The sequence below is a fragment of the Prosthecodimorpha hirschii genome (genome assembly GCF_001305515.1).
Classification (GTDB): domain Bacteria; phylum Pseudomonadota; class Alphaproteobacteria; order Rhizobiales; family Ancalomicrobiaceae; genus Prosthecodimorpha; species Prosthecodimorpha hirschii.
Genome location: NZ_LJYW01000001.1, coordinates 632639 through 649579, shown reverse-complemented (window position 1 = coordinate 649579; position 16941 = coordinate 632639). Strand labels below are relative to the sequence as shown.

At 69.0% G+C, this 16941-nt stretch carries 15 protein-coding genes; 10 read left to right on the top strand and 5 right to left on the bottom strand.

Annotation, left to right across the window (positions count from 1 at the left end; all coding sequences use genetic code 11):
- Positions 1–84: 84 nt before the first annotated feature.
- The 5 genes from ABB55_RS02710 to ABB55_RS02690 are packed head-to-tail and all read right to left on the bottom strand — an operon-like array spanning position 85 to position 4990.
- Positions 85–1764: a nucleotidyltransferase family protein gene (locus ABB55_RS02710; protein ID WP_054357429.1), complete on the bottom strand. Its 1680-nt coding sequence runs from the start codon at positions 1762–1764 to the stop codon at positions 85–87.
- On the bottom strand, positions 1761–2387 hold the full coding sequence (locus tag ABB55_RS02705) for a glycosyltransferase family 2 protein (RefSeq protein ID WP_160321144.1): 627 nt from the start codon (positions 2385–2387) through the stop codon (positions 1761–1763). Before ABB55_RS02705 ends, ABB55_RS02710 begins: the two co-directional genes overlap by 4 nt.
- Before the next feature lie 26 nt (positions 2388–2413).
- The gene (locus ABB55_RS02700; protein WP_054357427.1) at positions 2414–3430 is read right to left on the bottom strand and encodes a phosphoenolpyruvate carboxykinase (ATP); all 1017 of its coding nucleotides are present in this window, start codon (positions 3428–3430) and stop codon (positions 2414–2416) included.
- Entirely contained in the window at positions 3427–3858 is a 432-nt protein-coding gene (locus ABB55_RS02695; RefSeq protein ID WP_054357426.1) for a PqqD family protein, read from the bottom strand. The genes ABB55_RS02700 and ABB55_RS02695 overlap by 4 nt, the downstream gene beginning before the upstream one ends.
- Positions 3848–4990 carry a glycosyltransferase family 4 protein gene (locus tag ABB55_RS02690; protein WP_054357425.1) on the bottom strand — a complete coding sequence of 381 codons (1143 nt, stop codon included), beginning with the start codon at positions 4988–4990 and terminating at the stop codon, positions 3848–3850. The genes ABB55_RS02695 and ABB55_RS02690 overlap by 11 nt, the downstream gene beginning before the upstream one ends.
- A 408-nt stretch (positions 4991–5398) precedes the next feature.
- Between ABB55_RS02690 and ABB55_RS02685 the strand changes: the two genes are divergently transcribed.
- From ABB55_RS02685 to ABB55_RS02640, 10 genes are all read left to right on the top strand, one after another.
- Positions 5399–6247: a fumarylacetoacetate hydrolase family protein gene (locus ABB55_RS02685; RefSeq protein WP_054357424.1), complete on the top strand. Its 849-nt coding sequence runs from the start codon at positions 5399–5401 to the stop codon at positions 6245–6247.
- Positions 6247–8334, top strand: a complete 2088-nt coding sequence (locus ABB55_RS02680) for a hydantoinase/oxoprolinase family protein (protein ID WP_054357423.1) — start codon at positions 6247–6249, stop codon at positions 8332–8334. Before ABB55_RS02685 ends, ABB55_RS02680 begins: the two co-directional genes overlap by 1 nt.
- Complete coding sequence (locus ABB55_RS02675; RefSeq protein WP_083463293.1) at positions 8331–10220, top strand: hydantoinase B/oxoprolinase family protein; 1890 nt, start codon at positions 8331–8333, stop codon at positions 10218–10220. The genes ABB55_RS02680 and ABB55_RS02675 overlap by 4 nt, the downstream gene beginning before the upstream one ends.
- 98 nt (positions 10221–10318) lie before the next feature.
- The gene (locus ABB55_RS02670) at positions 10319–11173 is read left to right on the top strand and encodes an IclR family transcriptional regulator (protein ID WP_054357422.1); all 855 of its coding nucleotides are present in this window, start codon (positions 10319–10321) and stop codon (positions 11171–11173) included.
- A 33-nt stretch (positions 11174–11206) separates the two neighbouring features.
- Positions 11207–12163 carry a dihydrodipicolinate synthase family protein gene (locus ABB55_RS02665; RefSeq protein ID WP_054357421.1) on the top strand — a complete coding sequence of 319 codons (957 nt, stop codon included), beginning with the start codon at positions 11207–11209 and terminating at the stop codon, positions 12161–12163.
- A gap of 71 nt (positions 12164–12234) precedes the next feature.
- Positions 12235–13419, top strand: a complete 1185-nt coding sequence (locus ABB55_RS02660; RefSeq protein ID WP_054357420.1) for an ABC transporter substrate-binding protein — start codon at positions 12235–12237, stop codon at positions 13417–13419.
- Positions 13420–13566: 147 nt separating this feature from the next.
- Positions 13567–14442: a branched-chain amino acid ABC transporter permease gene (locus tag ABB55_RS02655; RefSeq protein WP_054357419.1), complete on the top strand. Its 876-nt coding sequence runs from the start codon at positions 13567–13569 to the stop codon at positions 14440–14442.
- Positions 14439–15419, top strand: a complete 981-nt coding sequence (locus tag ABB55_RS02650; RefSeq protein WP_054357418.1) for a branched-chain amino acid ABC transporter permease — start codon at positions 14439–14441, stop codon at positions 15417–15419. Before ABB55_RS02655 ends, ABB55_RS02650 begins: the two co-directional genes overlap by 4 nt.
- On the top strand, positions 15416–16138 hold the full coding sequence (locus ABB55_RS02645; RefSeq protein WP_054357417.1) for an ABC transporter ATP-binding protein: 723 nt from the start codon (positions 15416–15418) through the stop codon (positions 16136–16138). Before ABB55_RS02650 ends, ABB55_RS02645 begins: the two co-directional genes overlap by 4 nt.
- Positions 16131–16826: an ABC transporter ATP-binding protein gene (locus tag ABB55_RS02640; protein ID WP_054357416.1), complete on the top strand. Its 696-nt coding sequence runs from the start codon at positions 16131–16133 to the stop codon at positions 16824–16826. The genes ABB55_RS02645 and ABB55_RS02640 overlap by 8 nt, the downstream gene beginning before the upstream one ends.
- The last annotated feature ends 115 nt before the right edge of the window (positions 16827–16941 follow it).

Below are 16941 nucleotides of genomic sequence, written 5' to 3'. Positions count from 1 at the left end.
CTGACCGGGACAGGCTCCAGGAAGGGCGCCGGCGGACGGACGGGACGTGGGTGCCGGGCGCCGGGACGCGGCCGGTTCAGTGCCCTACCAGCGACGGCCCTCTTCGCGGCCGTGGTTGAGGTAGTGGTGGTAGGGATCGACCTCGTGCTCGAACAGGTCGGCATAGGCGAGGACATAGGCGAGCCCGTCGAAGCCGGTCGGAAGCGCATCGTTCTGGCGGTCCGGGGACGCGGCCATCTTCTGCCGGATTCGGCCGAGCTTGGCCGCCTTGCGCTCGTCGCCGTTCAGGATGTCGCGGGCGAGGCCGCCGGGAGGCATCTCGCTCAGCCGTTCGACGAGACGGTCCGAGTCCAGGATCTCGATCCGGCTGGCCGCGATGGTGCGGCGGTGGTGCAGGCTGTCGCGGCGCTCGTCGGCATAGCGGACGGGACGGATGGCGAGTTCCACCCAGGCGCCGTGCAGCATGTAGGCGCGGATCGGCAGCAGGACTGCCGTGCGGCCGTCATCGCCGCCGCGGGCGATCTCGTGGCCGTTGGCGAAGACGCGGAAGCCCGGATTGGGGCCGCTGGCGTGGTTCGGGCCGAGAACCAGCACCAGCCATTGATCGGCACGGGCGGGCAGCGGCAGCAGCAGGCGGGCATCGGCCCGGTCGGCCCAGCAGCAGGTATGCTCCGGTTCCGGCCAGCCCCAGCCCGGTCCGCCGACCGCATCGACGGTGGCGCAGTCGCGCAGATCGATCTTGTCCTGCGTGGCCGCGAGCGGCTGCAACGGGCGCGACAGGGGGCCGAGCCAGCGCAGCAGCGGTCTCTCGATCGCGGCGGAGTGCCCCAGGGCCGCCCACAGCCGATAGATGCGCGGGTGGCGGACCAGACCGTCCTCGCGCTCGAGCGGCCAATGCGGGGTCGACGCCGAGCCGGGCAGGGGCGGCAGGGCGGTGTCCGCGCCCACCTCCTGGAGCGTGCTGCGCATGATCTCGTAGGTCTTGCCGACCTGAGCGCGCTGGGCGATGTCCAGGAACCGGGTGCGGTCGGCGCGCGCGAGCCAGTCCGGCGCATCGACGATCATCTGCATCACATCGGAGGACAGGCCGTGCGCGGCATGGCGCAGGGCGGCGAGCAGCGAGGCTTCGGGCGAGGGAACGAGGACCGGCAGGCCGCGGAACGCGACCGTGCGCGCCTCCCGCCAGACGGCGTCTTCCAGCCAGGCCTCGCGCGGATCGTTGGAGACGCGCCAGTGCAGGTCGATGTTGCCGGCGCCCTTGGTGAAGTTCCAGCTCTCGCGCCGGATGCGCACCCGCGAGCGCAACGCCGCCCAGGTCATCCCGTAGCAGGGCTCCCAGCCCTCGGCCTTCAGGACCTCCAGGGCCCGGTCGAGAGCGGACTCCCACACCGTGATGTCGATGTCGCCCATGGTGCGCCGGGCGAAGGACTGGAACTGCAGGCAGTGGGTGAAGCCCTTGGAGACCAGCACCGGCACGCCGGCCGTGTCGAGCGCCCGCAACAGGTCATAGGCAGCCGCCGCCAGAATGCTGTTCTGGGTGAAGGTGGCCCGGGCTGTGCCGATCAGCTTCTGCGGCAGCGGCGGCAAAGGGCGGATGCGGGCGAGCCGCGCATGCACGGCCGGCAGGATGCGCAGTTCGGCGTGCGGGGCCGCTTCCATGGCGATGGCCGACGACCATTCCTGCCATGCGGCCAAGGCCTTGGCGTCTTCGACGGCGAGGGTCGCCGTCAGCAGAAGCCGTTCCCGAGCGGTGAGGGCGGTCATGACCCGCTCCGTGCCTTGTGATCGCGCAATATCTGGAACAGATCGCGCATGGCCTTGGGTCTGCCGGTCACGCCCAGATTGCTGTCATGGATGCGCCGTTGCAGCACCAGCGCATCGATCGGCGCAAAGCGGATGCCGGCATGGCTAGCCCGAGCGGCCCAGTCGATATTGCTGCCATGCGTGATGTCGGTCCGGAACGGGCCGATCCTGTCGGCGATCGAATGGTGCAGCAGGCTGGCGGTGATCAGCCGCGCCGGCTGCGGCACGCCCAGCGGGCGCAGCACGGCGTCGCAATTGACGGCCTGGCCGAAGATCCATTCGCCGGCACCGGCTTCGGCCGCCGCCCAAAGAGCGCGCATGCGGCCCGCCGGCCAGACGTCGTCGCAGTCGATATGGGCGACCCACGTGCCGCGCGCCTCGGTGAGCGATTGGTTGAGAGCCTGCGGGTGGCCTTTCGCGCGCTGGCGCAGGATGCGCGGGGCCAAGGCGTGGCGGCGGGCGATCGCGACCGTGTCGTCGGTGGAATCGCCGTCGAGGATCAGCACTTCCATGTCCGGCATCGCATTCAGCGCGATGCTGTCGAGCGCCTCCTGCAGGTAGCGCGCGCCGTTCTCGACGCACATGACCACCGAGATCGTCGGCCTATCCGTCATGGTCCCTCTCCGATCGCATCTCGCAACAGGGCGACCACCCGCGCGAGATCCGGCGCCAGGCGCAGACGATAGACCGGCAAGCGCCGCGCCAGGCGGAGGATGTGGCTCGGCGTGCCGGCCGTCCCGCCCATCAGGCCACCGACCGTGCTCGGCAGCAGCGCATGGATCGCCTCGGCCGGGGTGGCGCGGACCAGACCGGCCACGCCATCGTCGGCGACGGACGGCAGGATCAGGCAGCGGAGCGGTGCGGACGCGACCAGGTCCAGTTGGCCCGGCTTGAGGAAGATGACGCCCTTCTCCTCGGCCATGCGGTCCGGATTGACGATCCAGCGTCCGAGCGCGGGCAGCAGGCGCAGGGTCGACGGCAGCACCTTGGCGGTCCGATAGACCATATGCACCCGCAGCGCCGCGGAATCGACGGCGCAATAGTCGTCGCCGACATAGCCGAACCCGGCCAGCGCGGCGGCCAGCGCCGTGGTCGACTTGCCCGATCCGCCGTCGCCGCAGAGGAGCGCCGCGCCGCCGCCCCAAGATACCGCCGCGCCGTGCACCATCTGCAGGCCGCGGTCGGCCAGGGCCCAGGAGAGCGGAATGCGGAAGGGAGAGGCCTTGGCCCAGGCCGGCAGGGTCGCGATCTGAGGATACCAGGTGCAGGCGCGCCGGCCGGCCAGATCGGCGACGATCAGCGATTGGGTGTGCAGGTCGTAGGCGCAGCGCTGCGTCTCGTCGCTGAATGCCGTCACGATGCCGAGCGGCTCATGGGCCGTGTCGCCCCAGGGACGCGGCGGCGGCAGGCGTCCGGGTTCGTTGCCGTCCCAGGCGGTGAGTTGCCAATCCGGCGCATCGGTCGCGGTCTCCGGCAGGGCTTCGATCACCTGTCCGGCGTCGCGGGCCGCAATGGTCACGCGGATGCCGGCGGAGCCGATGCCGAAATCGTGCCGAAAGCAGGGACCGGCCGCCAGGGCATCGGCTTGCGCCCCGATCGCGGCCAGGAATGCCGCCGGCGCGGTCAAGTCCGGTGCTCGGGCGGTGCAAAGGGCCAGCCGGCCTCGCCGACCTCATGGATCGGGTCGAGCTGGATGAGATCCCACATGTCGGTATATTCCGCGAAGCTCGGGGCCTGCCATTCGGCGCGGGGAAGATCGGGCAGGCTCCAGCCGTCGGGCGCCTCGCGGTCCGGCGCCTCCCGGATCAGGCCCTTGGCGAGCAGGTGGCCGATGCTGTCGCGAATGCCGGGCAGAATCGTTTCGGCACTCTCACCGAAGGTCTCGGAAAGATGCGCGGCGGCGTCCTCGGTGCTGGCGCCCTGGGCGAGGAGGCTCCACAGATCGGCGAAGCTGCCCGAACCGGAATAATAGGCGCCCGACACGACATTGATGATCAGGACTTCTTCGTTCAGCCTTTCATGCGTGACGCGCTGGGCGTCGATATCATAGCGCACGCCGCTTCTCCCCCAGATGATCCGCATAGAACCGGACATAACCCTCGACGCATGCGTCGTGGCCGAACGTGGTGACGACCCGTTCGCGCGCCTGGGCGCCGAGGTCCCGCCAATGGCCTTCGCTCCGAAAGAGCCGCAGCAGGGCATCGGCCAGCGCGTCGGCATCCTCGCGCGGGACGACAAGGCCGCTCCGGCCGTCGATCACAACCTCGGACAGGCCACCGGTCTTGGCCACGATCGCCGGGACGCCCATGCGGCCGGCCTCCGCGACGACCAGGCCGAACCCTTCGCGCATGCGGGAGGGGGCGAGCAGCGCATGGGCGCGCGCCATCTCGGCTGCGACCAGAGAGGGGGCCAACTCGCCCAGAAAATCCACCCGGTCGGCGATGCCGAGCCGTGCGGCCAGGGCGCGGAAATTGAGCTCCTGCTCGCCGCGGCCGATGATCGCCAGCCGGCCGTCGAAGCCGCGCGCGACCGCGATCGCCAGCGCCGCGATGGCGAGATCGTAGCCCTTCTCCAACTGCAGGCGGCCGACGCAGAGCAGGCGTGCCGTCTCGCCCTGCCGCCAGGGTGCGCATCGGAGATCGGTGTCCGGAATGCCGTTGTAGATCAATTGCCGGGCAGACCCGGCAGGCAGGAAGGGAGCGGCGGAGTCGAGGCAGGCCTGCGAGACGCCGCTGACCGCGCGGGCGCCGGCGAGCAGGCCGCGAACGACCTGCAGCTGATCCTCCGTCTCGAGAGCTCCGTGCAGCGAGACGAGATAGGGCAGGGCTCCGCCCTGGGAGAGAAGCCGCTCGACATAATAGGCCGCCGCCTGCGCCACCGAATGCAGATGCAGGGCGTCCGGCCTCTCCTCGGCGACGATGGCGCGCAATTGCTGCATCACCCGGAGCGGTTCGAGCGCATTGCGTGACCGGACGGCGCCGGACAGCGGCAGCCGGTAGACGCGCGTCCCGTCCATTTCCTCGCGTGAGGCCAGTCCCTCGGCGCTTTCGGTCACCACGGCAGTCTCGATTCCACGTTGCCGGAGGGCCGGCAGGAGCGTCCGAAGCAGGATCTCGATCCCCCCGAGAAAGGGCAGGAAGAGCGGCGAAAAGGCCAGCACCCTGAGTCGTGGCGTGGCGACGGTCATTCGGCGGAGATTCCCAGCGTCATGGTTGTTTGATGACGCAAACCTCCCCCATGCGCAAGGGAAGGTCCCGCGCCGATCCGGTCGCCAAGGACGGCCGAACACAACCTGAGGAAGGCGCATGATGGATCGTGCCGCGGCCGGACCGCCGCCCTCTGCGGCAGCGACAGCGGCGACGAACCACGGCCGTGACGAGCCGGACCGTGCTCCCGTCGGGTGCGGCCGTCAAGGTTCCGAAACCGGCGGTCCGGACCGCCGGTCCCGCCCGCCTTCCGAGACCCGCCGAATGGCCTGACCCGTTACTTGACAGCTCCCGGCTCTCTGATCAGCATTGGGTTACACCGTTACCATAACGACGTTAGCTTCCTGCGGCGAACCATCGAAGCGCGGGAGGCAGGGGAGGCCAGAGGCATGCGCATTGCCCGAATTCAGTTTGAAGGATCCGACCGGCTGGCGATCGACGCCGGCGCCGGTCTCCGGCTCGTCGTCGATATCGGCCTGCCGGACGATCCGCTGGCGATCCTGGCCGACCCGGCCCTGAGCGCGCGCGCCGTCGCGGCCGCGACCGGCCCGGCCATCGACGAGGCCGCCGCGGCCTTCCGCCTGCCGCTCGCCGTGCCCGGCCGGATCTTCTGCGTCGGCCTCAACTATGCCGACCACGCCAAGGAAAGCCCCTACGAGAAACCGACCTATCCGGTCTATTTCCTGCGCGTGGACACCGGCCTGATCCCGCATGGCGCGGCGATCGTCCGTCCGCTGGTCTCGACCCATCTCGATTTCGAGGGCGAGATCGCCGCCGTCATCGGCACGGGCGGGCGCAACATCCCGATGGACACCGCGCTCGATCACGTCGCCGCCTACACGATCTTCAACGACGGCTCGATCCGCGACTACCAGTTCAAGGGCCCGCAATGGACCCTGGGCAAGAATTTCGACGAGACCGGCCCGCTCGGCCCCTGGCTGGTGCCCGCCGCCGACCTGCCGCCCGGCATCAAGGGCCTGCGCCTGCAGACCCGGCTGAACGGCCAGGTCGTGCAGGAAGCCAACACCGACGACCTGCTCTTCCCGGTGGCGGAAGTGATCGCACGGCTGAGCGAGGCGGTGACGCTGAAGCCCGGCGACGTGATCGCCACCGGCACGCCGGCCGGCGTCGGCTTCGCCCGCAAGCCGCCGCTGTTCATGAAGCATGGCGACGTGGTCGAGATCGAGGTCGAGGGCATCGGCATCCTGCGCAATCCCGTGCGGGACGAGGTGCGCTGATGGGCGCCGCCAGCACTGCCGCGACGCTGCGGATCGCTGCCGATGTCGGCGGCACCTTCACGGACGTGGCCATCTTCGACGAACAGACCCGCCGCATCCGCCTGGGCAAGACGCTGTCGACCCCGGCGCGTCTGATCGACGGCATGGCGCATGGCGTCACCAAGGCCGAGGGGTCTTTCGCGGATGCCCATCTCTTCCTGCATGGCACCACGGTGGCGATCAATGCTCTGTTGGAGCGCAAGGGCGCACGGACGGCGCTGATCACCACCAAAGGCTTCCGCGATATCTACGAGATCGGCCGGATCAACCGGCCGGAGGCCTACAATCTCTTCTTCCGCAAGCACCAGCCGCTGGTCGAGCGCGCCCTGCGCATCGAGATCGACGAGCGGATGACGGCGGACGGCGCGGTACTGCGCGAACTCGACGACGCCGAGATCGAGGCGGCGGCCGATCGCCTCGCCGCCGAGGGCGTCGAGGCGGTGGCGGTGCTGTTCCTGCATTCCTACTGCAATCCGGCCCACGAGGAGCGCGCGCAGGCGATCCTGCGCCGCCGCCTGCCGGGCGTCTTCGTCACCGCCTCGCACGAACTCTCGAAGGAATATCGCGAGTTCGAGCGCACCTCGACGGTCGCCGCCAACGCCTATGTGGGGCCGCGCGTCCAGCACTATCTGTCGGAATCCAATGCCTTTCTGGCCGAGGCCGGCTTTCCGGGCACCTTCCTGATCGTGCAGTCGACCGGCGGCCTTTACGATGCCGCGCAGGCGAGCCGCGAATGCATCCGGATGCTCGAATCCGGTCCCGCCGCCGGCGTCATCGGCACCCGCCGGCTATGCGCCGCGATGGGGCTCGACAATGCCATCGCGTTCGACATGGGCGGCACCACGGCCAAGGCCGGCGTGATCGTCGACGGGGTCGAACTGACCTCCAGCAACGTCCTGATCGGCGGCTATGCCGAAGGTCTGCCGATCCAGATCCCGATGATCGACATCGAGGAGGTCGGCACCGGCGGCGGCAGCATCGCCCGTGTCGTGGCCGGCCATGCGCTGCGGGTCGGGCCGGAAAGCGCCGGCGCCCAGCCCGGCCCGGTCTCCTACGGCAATGGCGGCACCCTGCCGACCGTCACCGACGCCAATGTGGTGCTCGGCCGGCTGGCGCCCGATCTCTTCCTCGGCGGCGAGATGCCGCTCGATCGCGACGGCGCGGCGGCGGCGATCGCCGAGCATGTCGCCGGCCCGCTCGGCATCGACACGATCCAGGCCGCCGACGGCATCGTCCGCATCGCCGTCAGCCAGATGGCCAACGTGGTCAAGCGCGTCACCACCGCGCGCGGCCTCGACGTGCGCGATTTCGCCATGGTCGCCTATGGCGGCGCCGGCCCGCTGCACGCCACCCTGGTGGCGCGCGAGCTGCAGATCGGCCGGGTCGTCATCCCGAACGCGCCGGGGCATTTCTCGGCCTACGGCATGCTGGTCTCCAATCTCCGCCGCGACTTCGTCCAGACCCTGTTCGCCCGGCTCGATCAGGCGCCCTTCGACGCCTTCGACACCGTCTTCGCCGGCATGCGCGAGCGCGGCGAGGCCGAGATCCGGGCGGCGGCGGGCGGGCCGGTCGCGGTCGATTTCGTGCAGTCCGCCGACATGCGCTATGTCGGCCAGGAACATGCGGTGGAGGTGACGATCGCGCGCGATCTTTTCGACGCCCGCGACATCGCCGGCATCAAGCGGCGTTTCGACGAAGTCCACCAGCAGCGCTACGGCTACGCCTCGCCTGACGAACGCGCCGAGATCGTCAGCCTGCGGGTCTCGGTCGTCGGCGAGATCGACAAGCCGAACCTCGCTCCGATCGAGCGGGCCGGCGATCCCTCGCCGGAGGTGGCGCTGATCGACCGGCGTCCGGTCGAATTCGGCGTGCTCGGCGGGCGCATCCTGACGCCGATCTACCATCGCGACCGCCTGACCGCCGGCCATGTCGTCGAAGGCCCCGCCCTGATCCAGGAATATGCCTCGACCACCGTCGTCGCGCCCGGCGACCGGGTCACCGTCGACGCCCTCGGCAACCTGCAGATCGAAGTCGAGACCAAATCATGACCCAGGCCACCGCCGCCGACCCGATCGTCACGGAGATCATCCGGAACGGATTCATCGCCACCACGGAGGAGATGAAGACCAACCTGATGCGCACCGCCTACAACATGATCATCTACGAGGCGCTCGACTTCACCGTCGGGCTGTTCGATCCGGACGGCAACACCATCTCGATCGGCATCGGCCTGCCGATGTTCATCCGCGGCATGAGCGAGACCATCAAGGCCAAGATCCGGCATTTCGGCAAGGACGGCCTGGAGCCCGGCGACGTGCTCCTGACCAACGACGCCTACACGACCGGCAGCCATCTGAACCACATGACCTTCTCGGTGCCGATCTTCGCCGACGGCGAACTGATCGGCTTCGCGGCCTGCATGGCGCATTGGCAGGATATCGGCGGCACGCTCGACGGCATGACGCGCGACATCTATTCCGAAGGCCTGCAGATGCCGATCGTGAAGGCCTGGCGGCGCGGCGTGCCGAATGAGGAGATCCTCTCGATCATCCGCATGAACGTGCGCATGCCCGAGCGCGCCATGGGCGACCTGAAGGCCCAGGTGGCGGCGGTCCGCACCGGCGAGAAGCGCTTCCTCGAACTCGTCCGCAAATACGGCAAGGCGACCGTCGCCGACGCGATCGCGTCGATCTTCGACCAGTCCGACGCGCTCGCCCGGGCGAGCGTCGCGCGCATCCCGGACGGCACCTACGAGGCGGAGTCCTTCATGGACGACGACGGCGTCGAGCTCGGCCAGCGCATCCCGATCCGCGTCAGCGTGACGGTCGCGGGCGAGCGGATGACCGTCGACCTGACCAACGTCTCCGAACAGGTCAAGGGCTTCTACAATTCCGGCGAGACGGCCGGCCGCTCGGCCGCCCAGGTCGCCTTCAAATGCATCACCTCGGGCCTCGACCTGCCGATCAACGACGGCACCTTCCGCTCGCTGGAGGTGATCCTGCCGTCCGGCAAGGTGGTCAGTGCCGAGCGGCCGGCGCCGATGCGCTGGTGGATGACCTATCCGATGACCATCGTCGACACGATCTTCAAGGCGCTCGCGCCGGCCGTGCCGACCCGCGTCATCGCCGGCCATCACGCCGACCTGGTCATCGCGATGATCAACGGGCGCCATCCGCGCGACAATGGCTTCTACGTCTATCTCGGCGGGCTGATCGGCGGCGGCTGGGGCGCCAAGTATAACGAGGACGGCATGAGCGCCACCGTCGCCATCAACGATGGCGATACCCATAACGGGCCGAGCGAGCAGGTCGAGGCGAAATATCCGCTGATCGTCGAGCGCTATGCGCTTCGCCAGGATTCCGGCGGCGCCGGCAAGCAGCGCGGCGGGCTCGGCACCGAGCAGGTCGTGCGGGCGCTCGGCGACATCATGTTCAACGCCCAGATCGACCGCGTCGACTGCCGGCCCTGGGGCCTCTTCGGCGGTCTCTCGGGGCACGGCAACGAGGTCGGGCTCGAGCGCGACGGCGAACCGGTCCGCTATCCGACCGGCAAGGTGCTCGCCCAGCATCTGAAGAAGGGCGATGTCTATACCCTGCGCTCCGGCGGCGGCGGCGGCTACGGCAACCCGCTCGATCGCAAGCTCGAGGATGTCGAGCGCGACGTGGCGCAGGGCTATGTCGGCGCCGAGGCGGCGCGCGAACTCTATGGCGCGGTGCTCGATCCGGCGACCGGCCGGGCCGACCGGGTCGCCAGCGCGGAGCTCCGGGCCCGGATGCGCCGGGCCGGGCTGCCGCACGACAAGCCCTTCGCCCGGGACGACGACGGACCCTGCGGCTGCGCCCGCTGCCTGGTCTGGCCGAGCCCGGACCGGACCGCCGAGGCGGTCAACCATGCGGTCGCGGCGGCGGGTCTCGGCGGCTTCCGCTGCTGTTGACGCTGCCGACGGCCGCCGCCGGAGACCGCGCCGTTGCCGGCAGGCAAGGGGAGGCGGCAGGATGCACCACCCTGCCGCCTGACGAAGAGAGGATCGACATGCCGACCGCCAGCCCATTCCGACCCGGTGCGAGCGAGAAGGTGTCCGAGGACATCATCGTCTCGGTCGAGCGCGCCTTCCGTATCGTCGAGATCATGGCGGATTCGACCGTCGGTCTGGGCATCTCGGAAGTCGCCCGCCAGCTCGGCGTGAACAAGGCGATCGCCGTCAAGCTGCTCGATACGCTGTCGCATCTGGAACTGGTCTGGCGCGACGAGGTCAGCCAGACCTACCAATTGACCTACCGGATCAGCAATCTCGGCCTGCGCCAGTTGCAGAAGAGCCGCCTGCTCGACCAGTCGGCCGTGCCGCTGAAGCAGCTCGCCGAGCATTCGGGCGAGCTGGTGCGGCTGGCCATCGTCGAGACCACCGAGCGGTTGACCTGGATCTATGCGGTCGCCGGCCAGACCCGTTCGGTGCGGATCGACCCGAACTATTCGCTGGAGATCGTCCTCAACGCCCATGCCATCGGCAAGGCCTGGCTCTCGACCATGCCGTTCGAGCGCGCCTGGGGACTCCTGGAACGGCAGGGCCTGACCCGGCTGACGCCCAATACCAAGATCACCCGCACGGACCTCAAGGCCGATCTGGAGCTCTCGCATGCGCGCGGCTTCGCCACCGCCTACGAGGAGCAGGAACTCGGCGTCGGCGCCATTGCGGCCCCGATCGTCATCCCGTCGCTCGACGGTTCGCCGGAATGCGTCGGCGCCGTCAGCCTCGCCGCGCCGACCAACCGCATGACGCGCGAGGCGCTCGAAGCCTTCGCGCCGGTGCTGATCGAGACGACCGAAAAGCTCGGCCGCATCTGGCCGCTGGAGCGTCGCAGCCTGCGCCCGGCCTGGCGGAAGATCTGAAGTGAGAACAAGAGGATGAAGGGGGGAGCCAGGATGGCAAGGCGTCACGACTACCGGCCGCACGGGGTGATCCCCGCGGTTCTGCTGCCGTTCCACGACGATCTCTCGATCGACGAGGCGAGCTTCCGGTCGCATCTCGCCGATGTGGCGGCGACGCCCGGTCTCTCGGCGATCACCATCAATGCCCATTCGACCGAGGTCGCCTCGTGCAGCTTCGACGAACAGCGGCGGGTGCTCGATGTCGCGCTCGACGCGATCGGCGACCGCATGCCGCTCGTCAACGGCATCTGGGCCGACGGCAGCCTGCAGGCCGCCGAGATCGCCCGCATGGCGACCGCCGGGGGCGCCTCGGCCCTGCTGGTCTTCCCGCCCGCGCCGTTCACGCTCGGCCAGTCGGCCGACATGGTGGTCGAGCATTTCAAGCGCATCGCCGATGCCAGCGACCTGCCGATCATCGCCTTCCAGTATCCGCTCGCCACCGGCCAGGGCTATCCGCGTGACACGCTGATGCGTCTCGTCGCCGAAGTGCCGAGCGTGGCGGCGATCAAGGACTGGTGTGCCAACGTCCAGCAGCACGAGATGCATGTGCGCCTGCTGCAGTCGGCAGCGCGTCCGGTCAACGTGCTGACGACCCATTCAGCCTGGCTGCTGAGCTCGCTCGTGCTCGGCTGCAACGGGCTCCTGTCGGGCAGCGGCAGCGTCATTCCGGATCTGCAGGCGCAGCTCTTCGAGGCCGTCCGGGCGAACGATCTCGCCCGCGCCCGCGCCCTCAACGACCGCATCCATCCGCTCGCCAGCGTCTTCTACGCCGAGCCCTGGGTCGACATGCACAACCGCATGAAGGAGGCCCTCGTGCTGCTCGGCCGCCTGCCGCGCGCCGTCGTGCGGCCGCCGTTGGTGAAAATCCGCGCGCCCGAGATCGAGCGCATCCGCGGCGCGCTCGTCCAGGCGGGCCTTCTGGACGGGGCGACCGGCCGGCCGCTCGGCTAGCCGGGCGACCAGACCCAACAAAACCAACAAGACCAAGAAGTCCGAAAATCGGCTCAACGGGAGGAAATCACATGAACAGAACCATCGTCGCCGCCGGCCTCGGGCTGGCGCTTGTCACGCCGCAGACGGCGGCTGCCGCCGACCAGGAGTCCGTCAAGGTCGGCTTCGTCACCGAACTGACCGGACCCTGGTCGTTCTTCGGGACCGCCTGCGTGGCGGGTCTGAAATTCGCCGAGGCGACGCTCAACCCGCCCGGCAAGCGCAAGATCGAGTTCATCCAGATCGACAACCAGACCCAGCCGACCCAAGCGGTCGCGGCGGCGCGCAATCTCGACATCCAGAGCAAGGTGATCGCGCTCAGCGGCCCGACCAGTTCGGATACCGCGCTCGCCATCTACGGCTATGCCGAGCAGAACAAGGTGCCGTTCCTGGTCCCGGTCGCCGCCTTCCCGCAGTTGACCAAGCCCGGCACGCGCTATTCCTTCCGCATCGAGCCTAATGCCGCCGGCTGGGGCTACGCCATCGCCGAATTCGTCGCCAAGCAGAAGCCGGGCGCCAAGATCGCGTTGATGCATTCCGACTTCGCCCTGATGCGTGCCATCTCGGCCGGCCTCAAATACCAGGCCGCCAAGAAGGGCCTGAAGATCGAGCCGGAGATCGTGTTCCCGCAGGGCTCAAACGACGCCACCGTCCAGGCCGCCCAGGTGCTCGCCGCCAATCCCGACTATGTCGTCGTGGTCGGCGCCGGCGGCTTCGACAACACGATCACCAACCAGCTGCTCGATGTCGGCATCAAGCCGGAGAAGATCATCCACCCCTACGGCATGGCGACCCAGGTCAAGGGTTGGGGCAAGCGCAGCGTCGGCTCGCTCTACGGCACCTTCTTCGATGCCAACCTCGACACCGTGACCGCCGAGGGGCGCAAGTTCATCGACGACTTCAAGGCCCAGAACAAGCGCCTGCCGTCCTATGTCGAGAACTACTGCTACGTCACCTCGCAGATCATCCGCGAGGTGATCGATGCCGACCCGAAGGCCGGCGACGATCGCGAGGTCTTCCGCAATACGCTCTCCGCGCTGAAGAGCAAGGAAGTCACCTCCGGCATCCCGATCGAGTTCGACAAGAACGGCGCCCGCAAGGAATACATCTACTTCATGCAGATCCAGGACGTGGGCGAGGTCGAGTACAAGTCGAAGCCGGTCTTCACCACCAACTGGGACCCGGAAATCATCCCGGTCTACGATCTGGTCAAGTGACCGGGTGGTCGTTCCGCGCGTGAGGGGAGGCGGCCGCGGCGACGCGGCGGCCCGACCCATGCGGCAAGTTCCGTCTTCAACGCGGCGGGTCCTTGGGCCCGGTCGCGGGGCTCCGAGCCCCGCCGCCGGACCGGACCGGGGGTGTCCATGCCGACCGAACTCGTCCTGATCTCCACGCTCTTCACCGGCCTGATGCTCGGCGTCATCTTCTCGCTCGTGGCGGCGGGGGTGACGATCATCTACGGCTCAATCTGGATGCCGAACGCCGCCAACGGCCAGTTCTTCCTGCTGGCCGCGCTCGCCCTCTGGTCGGCCGCGGTCTCCTGGGGGCTGCACCCGGTCGTCGCCGCGCTCCTGGTGATCGGCGCGAGCGTGCCGGCCTCGCTGCTGCTCGAACAGATGCTGATCCGGCGCTTCTACGACGTGCCGAACCGCAACGTCTCCTATTTCGTGCTCAGCCTCGGCATCACGCAGATCCTGGCCGGCCTGTTCTCGGTTACCTACGGGGTCTGGAGCGACCAGTTCCAGATCCCGCCCCTGATGGCCGGCATCACCTTTCTCGGGCCCTTCCCGGTCTCGAACAGCCGCCTCGCGGCTCTGGTGACCGGCGTGGCCCTGCTGGCGGCCCTGTTCGCGCTGCTGCGCTATCACAAATATGGCCGTGCCATCCGGGCGGTGTTCCAGAACCGCGATGCCGCCTCGCTGCGCGGCGTCAACGTCCGGGCGATCTACCGGCTCTCCTTCGTGCTCGGCAACCTGGTCGTGGCGGCGGGCGGCGTGCTCTACGCCTTCGCCTATTCGTTCGACCTCTCCGTCTCCTGGTCGATGTCGATCACCGCCTTCGCGATCATGATCATCGGCGGGCCGGGCTCGGTGGTCGGCGCGGTCGCGGTCGGCATGGTGTTCGGCTTCACCCAGGCGATCGTCAGCGCCTTCGCCAGCCCGACCGTCGCCACCTTCTCGTATCTCGGCGCGATGCTGCTGATCCTGCTCATGAAACCCTCGGGGCTCTTCGCACGATGACCGACGCCCTCCGCAAACATGGCCGCGGCCTCCTGGTCTTCGCCGTCGCCGCCTATGCGCTGCCGCTGCTGCTCGCCGGCAACCGCTACTTCGCCTTCATCGGCGGGATCGCGCTCCTGCATGTCGTGTGGACCGCCGGCATGAGCCTGCTCTACGGCTATGCCGGCCTGATGCCGCTGATGTTCGCCGGCATCGCCGGCATCAGCGCCTATGCGGCGGTCGGGCTGATGGCGGCGGGCTTCGCCTTCTGGACGGCGCTGCCGGTCGCAGCCCTGTTCGCCGCCCTGGTCGGCGTCGGGCTCGGCCTGCCGGCGCTGCGGCTGAAGGGCTTCTACTTCACGCTCTGCTCGCTGGTGATCCAGACCGTGATCACGCTGGCCTTCGTCTATTTCGTCAACCTGACCAACGGCGACACCGGCATCTCGCAGATCGCGCCGCCGGCCTGGTTCGGCGGGCCGCTGCAGGGGGTCGGTTTCGACCTCGTCCTGGCGACGCTAGCGGTCGGCGCCATGGTGGCGCTGGTGCTGATCGTCGAGGCGCCGTTCGGCCGCCGCCTGGTGGCGGTGCGCGAGGACGACGAACTGGCCGAAATGCTCGGCATCGACGTGGTCCGCCAGAAGCTCGCCGCCTTCTTCGTCGGCTCGCTCTTCGCCGCCGTCGGGGGCGCCTTCTACGCGCCCTATGTCGGTTTCGTCTCGCCGCGCAGCTTCGACGTGCTGCTCAGCCTCAACATCTGGCTGATGGTCGCCTTCGGCGGCCGCGGCACGATCTGGGGCGCGGTGGTCGGGACCGTCCTGCTCGCACCGCTGCCGTTCCTGCTGCAAGACTACTACAAGGTGAAGGACGTGATCTACGGCCTTCTGATCATCGGCGTCATCGTGCTCCTGCCGGGCGGCATCCTGGGCGGCCTCGGCAGCCGCGCCGCGGCCGGAACCGGCACCCAATCCCCCGGACTCAGACGCAAGGAGGCCGCATGACCGGCCGCGTTCCCCTGTTCGAGGCCGAAGGCATCGTCATGCGCTTCGGCGGCGTGGTCGCCCTGCGCAAGGTCAGCGTCACCCAGTTCGAGGGCGAGACGCTCGGCATGATCGGGCCGAACGGCTCCGGCAAGACGACCTTCGTCAACGTCGTCACCGGCCATCTGGCGCCGCAGGAGGGCCGCGTCCGCGTCGCCGGCGCCGAGGTGACGGGCTTCCGCCCCCACCGCATGGCGGCGGCCGGCATCACCCGCACCTATCAGGCGGTGCGGGTGTTCCGCGAACTGACCGTCGCCGACAACATCGCCACTGCGACCGTCGACGCGCCGAACCGGATGGATGCCGACGAGATCGCCGCCACGCTCGACTGGCTGCAACTCGGCCACCGGCTCGCCGTGCCGGCGGGATCGCTGACGCTGTTCGAGCAGCGGCGGCTGGAGATCCTGATGCGGCTCGTCCAGCGCGCCCGATTGATCATGCTCGACGAACCGGTCGGTGGGCTCTCGGCGACCGAGGTCCGGGCGATGCTGCAGGTGCTCGGCGACCTGCGCCGGCGCACCGGCCTGTTCGTCATCGAGCATGCCATGAAGGTGATCCGCGAACTCGCCGACAGCGTCGTCGTCATGCTGGCGGGCGAGAAGCTGATGCAGGGGACGCCGGCCGAAATCCTCGCCGACAAGCGCGTCGTCGATCAATATCTGGGACGGGCGCATGCTTGAGATCAGCGGCTTGACCATTCGCTACGGCGCCTTCCTGGCGGTCGGCAGCCTCGACATCGTCATCGGCAAGGGCGATATCGTCGGCCTGATCGGTCCCAACGGGGCCGGCAAGACCTCGACCGTCAAGGCGCTCGGCGGCCTCATCAAACCCGCCGCCGGGCGCATCGCCTTCCGCGGCCGGGACCTCGCCGGCGTGCCGGCGCACGAACGCATCACGCTCGGCCTGTCGATCGTGCCGGAGGGCCGGGGCATCTTCGCGCGCATGTCGGTGGAGGAGAACCTCCTCATGGGCGCCTATGCGTTCGACGGCGCCGACAAGGCGGCCCGGATGCGCCGGGTCTACGATCTGTTCCCGATCCTGGCGGAGCGCCGCTGGCAGGCGGCCGGCACCATGTCGGGCGGCCAGCAGCAGATGCTCGCGGTCTCCATGGGGCTGATGGCCGAGCCCGAGATGATCGTCCTCGACGAGCCCTCGCTCGGCCTCGCGCCGATCGTCATCGAGGAGATCGGCAAGGCGCTGATCCGGCTGCGCGAGGCCGGCGTCACCGTGTTCCTGGTCGAGCAGAACGCCACCCTGACCGCCGACGTCTCCGACCGCATCTATGTGATGAGCAACGGCACCGTGCTGCATCACGGCACCGCCGAGGAGATCACCCGCAACGAGGACATGCTCGGCGCTCTGCTCTGAGGGGGCCGGTCCGGCAGCCGGTCTTGGCGATGCGTCCTGCGATGCAGGGGGCGAAGCCGGGGCGGCGCGCCCAAGGAAGCGGCGATCTGCCGAAGGATCGATCGTCCCGCGAACG

Coding starts and splice junctions, on each gene's coding strand:
- ABB55_RS02685 (WP_054357424.1), top strand. CDS start 5,399: ATGCGCATTGCCCGAATTCAGTTTGAAGGATCCGACCGGCTGGCGATC.
- ABB55_RS02655 (WP_054357419.1), top strand. CDS start 13,567: ATGCCGACCGAACTCGTCCTGATCTCCACGCTCTTCACCGGCCTGATG.
- ABB55_RS02690 (WP_054357425.1), bottom strand. CDS start 4,990: ATGACCGTCGCCACGCCACGACTCAGGGTGCTGGCCTTTTCGCCGCTC.
- ABB55_RS02710 (WP_054357429.1), bottom strand. CDS start 1,764: ATGACCGCCCTCACCGCTCGGGAACGGCTTCTGCTGACGGCGACCCTC.
- ABB55_RS02645 (WP_054357417.1), top strand. CDS start 15,416: ATGACCGGCCGCGTTCCCCTGTTCGAGGCCGAAGGCATCGTCATGCGC.
- ABB55_RS02675 (WP_083463293.1), top strand. CDS start 8,331: ATGACCCAGGCCACCGCCGCCGACCCGATCGTCACGGAGATCATCCGG.
- ABB55_RS02660 (WP_054357420.1), top strand. CDS start 12,235: ATGAACAGAACCATCGTCGCCGCCGGCCTCGGGCTGGCGCTTGTCACG.
- ABB55_RS02670 (WP_054357422.1), top strand. CDS start 10,319: ATGCCGACCGCCAGCCCATTCCGACCCGGTGCGAGCGAGAAGGTGTCC.
- ABB55_RS02650 (WP_054357418.1), top strand. CDS start 14,439: ATGACCGACGCCCTCCGCAAACATGGCCGCGGCCTCCTGGTCTTCGCC.
- ABB55_RS02665 (WP_054357421.1), top strand. CDS start 11,207: ATGGCAAGGCGTCACGACTACCGGCCGCACGGGGTGATCCCCGCGGTT.
- ABB55_RS02640 (WP_054357416.1), top strand. CDS start 16,131: ATGCTTGAGATCAGCGGCTTGACCATTCGCTACGGCGCCTTCCTGGCG.
- ABB55_RS02705 (WP_160321144.1), bottom strand. CDS start 2,387: ATGTGCGTCGAGAACGGCGCGCGCTACCTGCAGGAGGCGCTCGACAGC.
- ABB55_RS02680 (WP_054357423.1), top strand. CDS start 6,247: ATGGGCGCCGCCAGCACTGCCGCGACGCTGCGGATCGCTGCCGATGTC.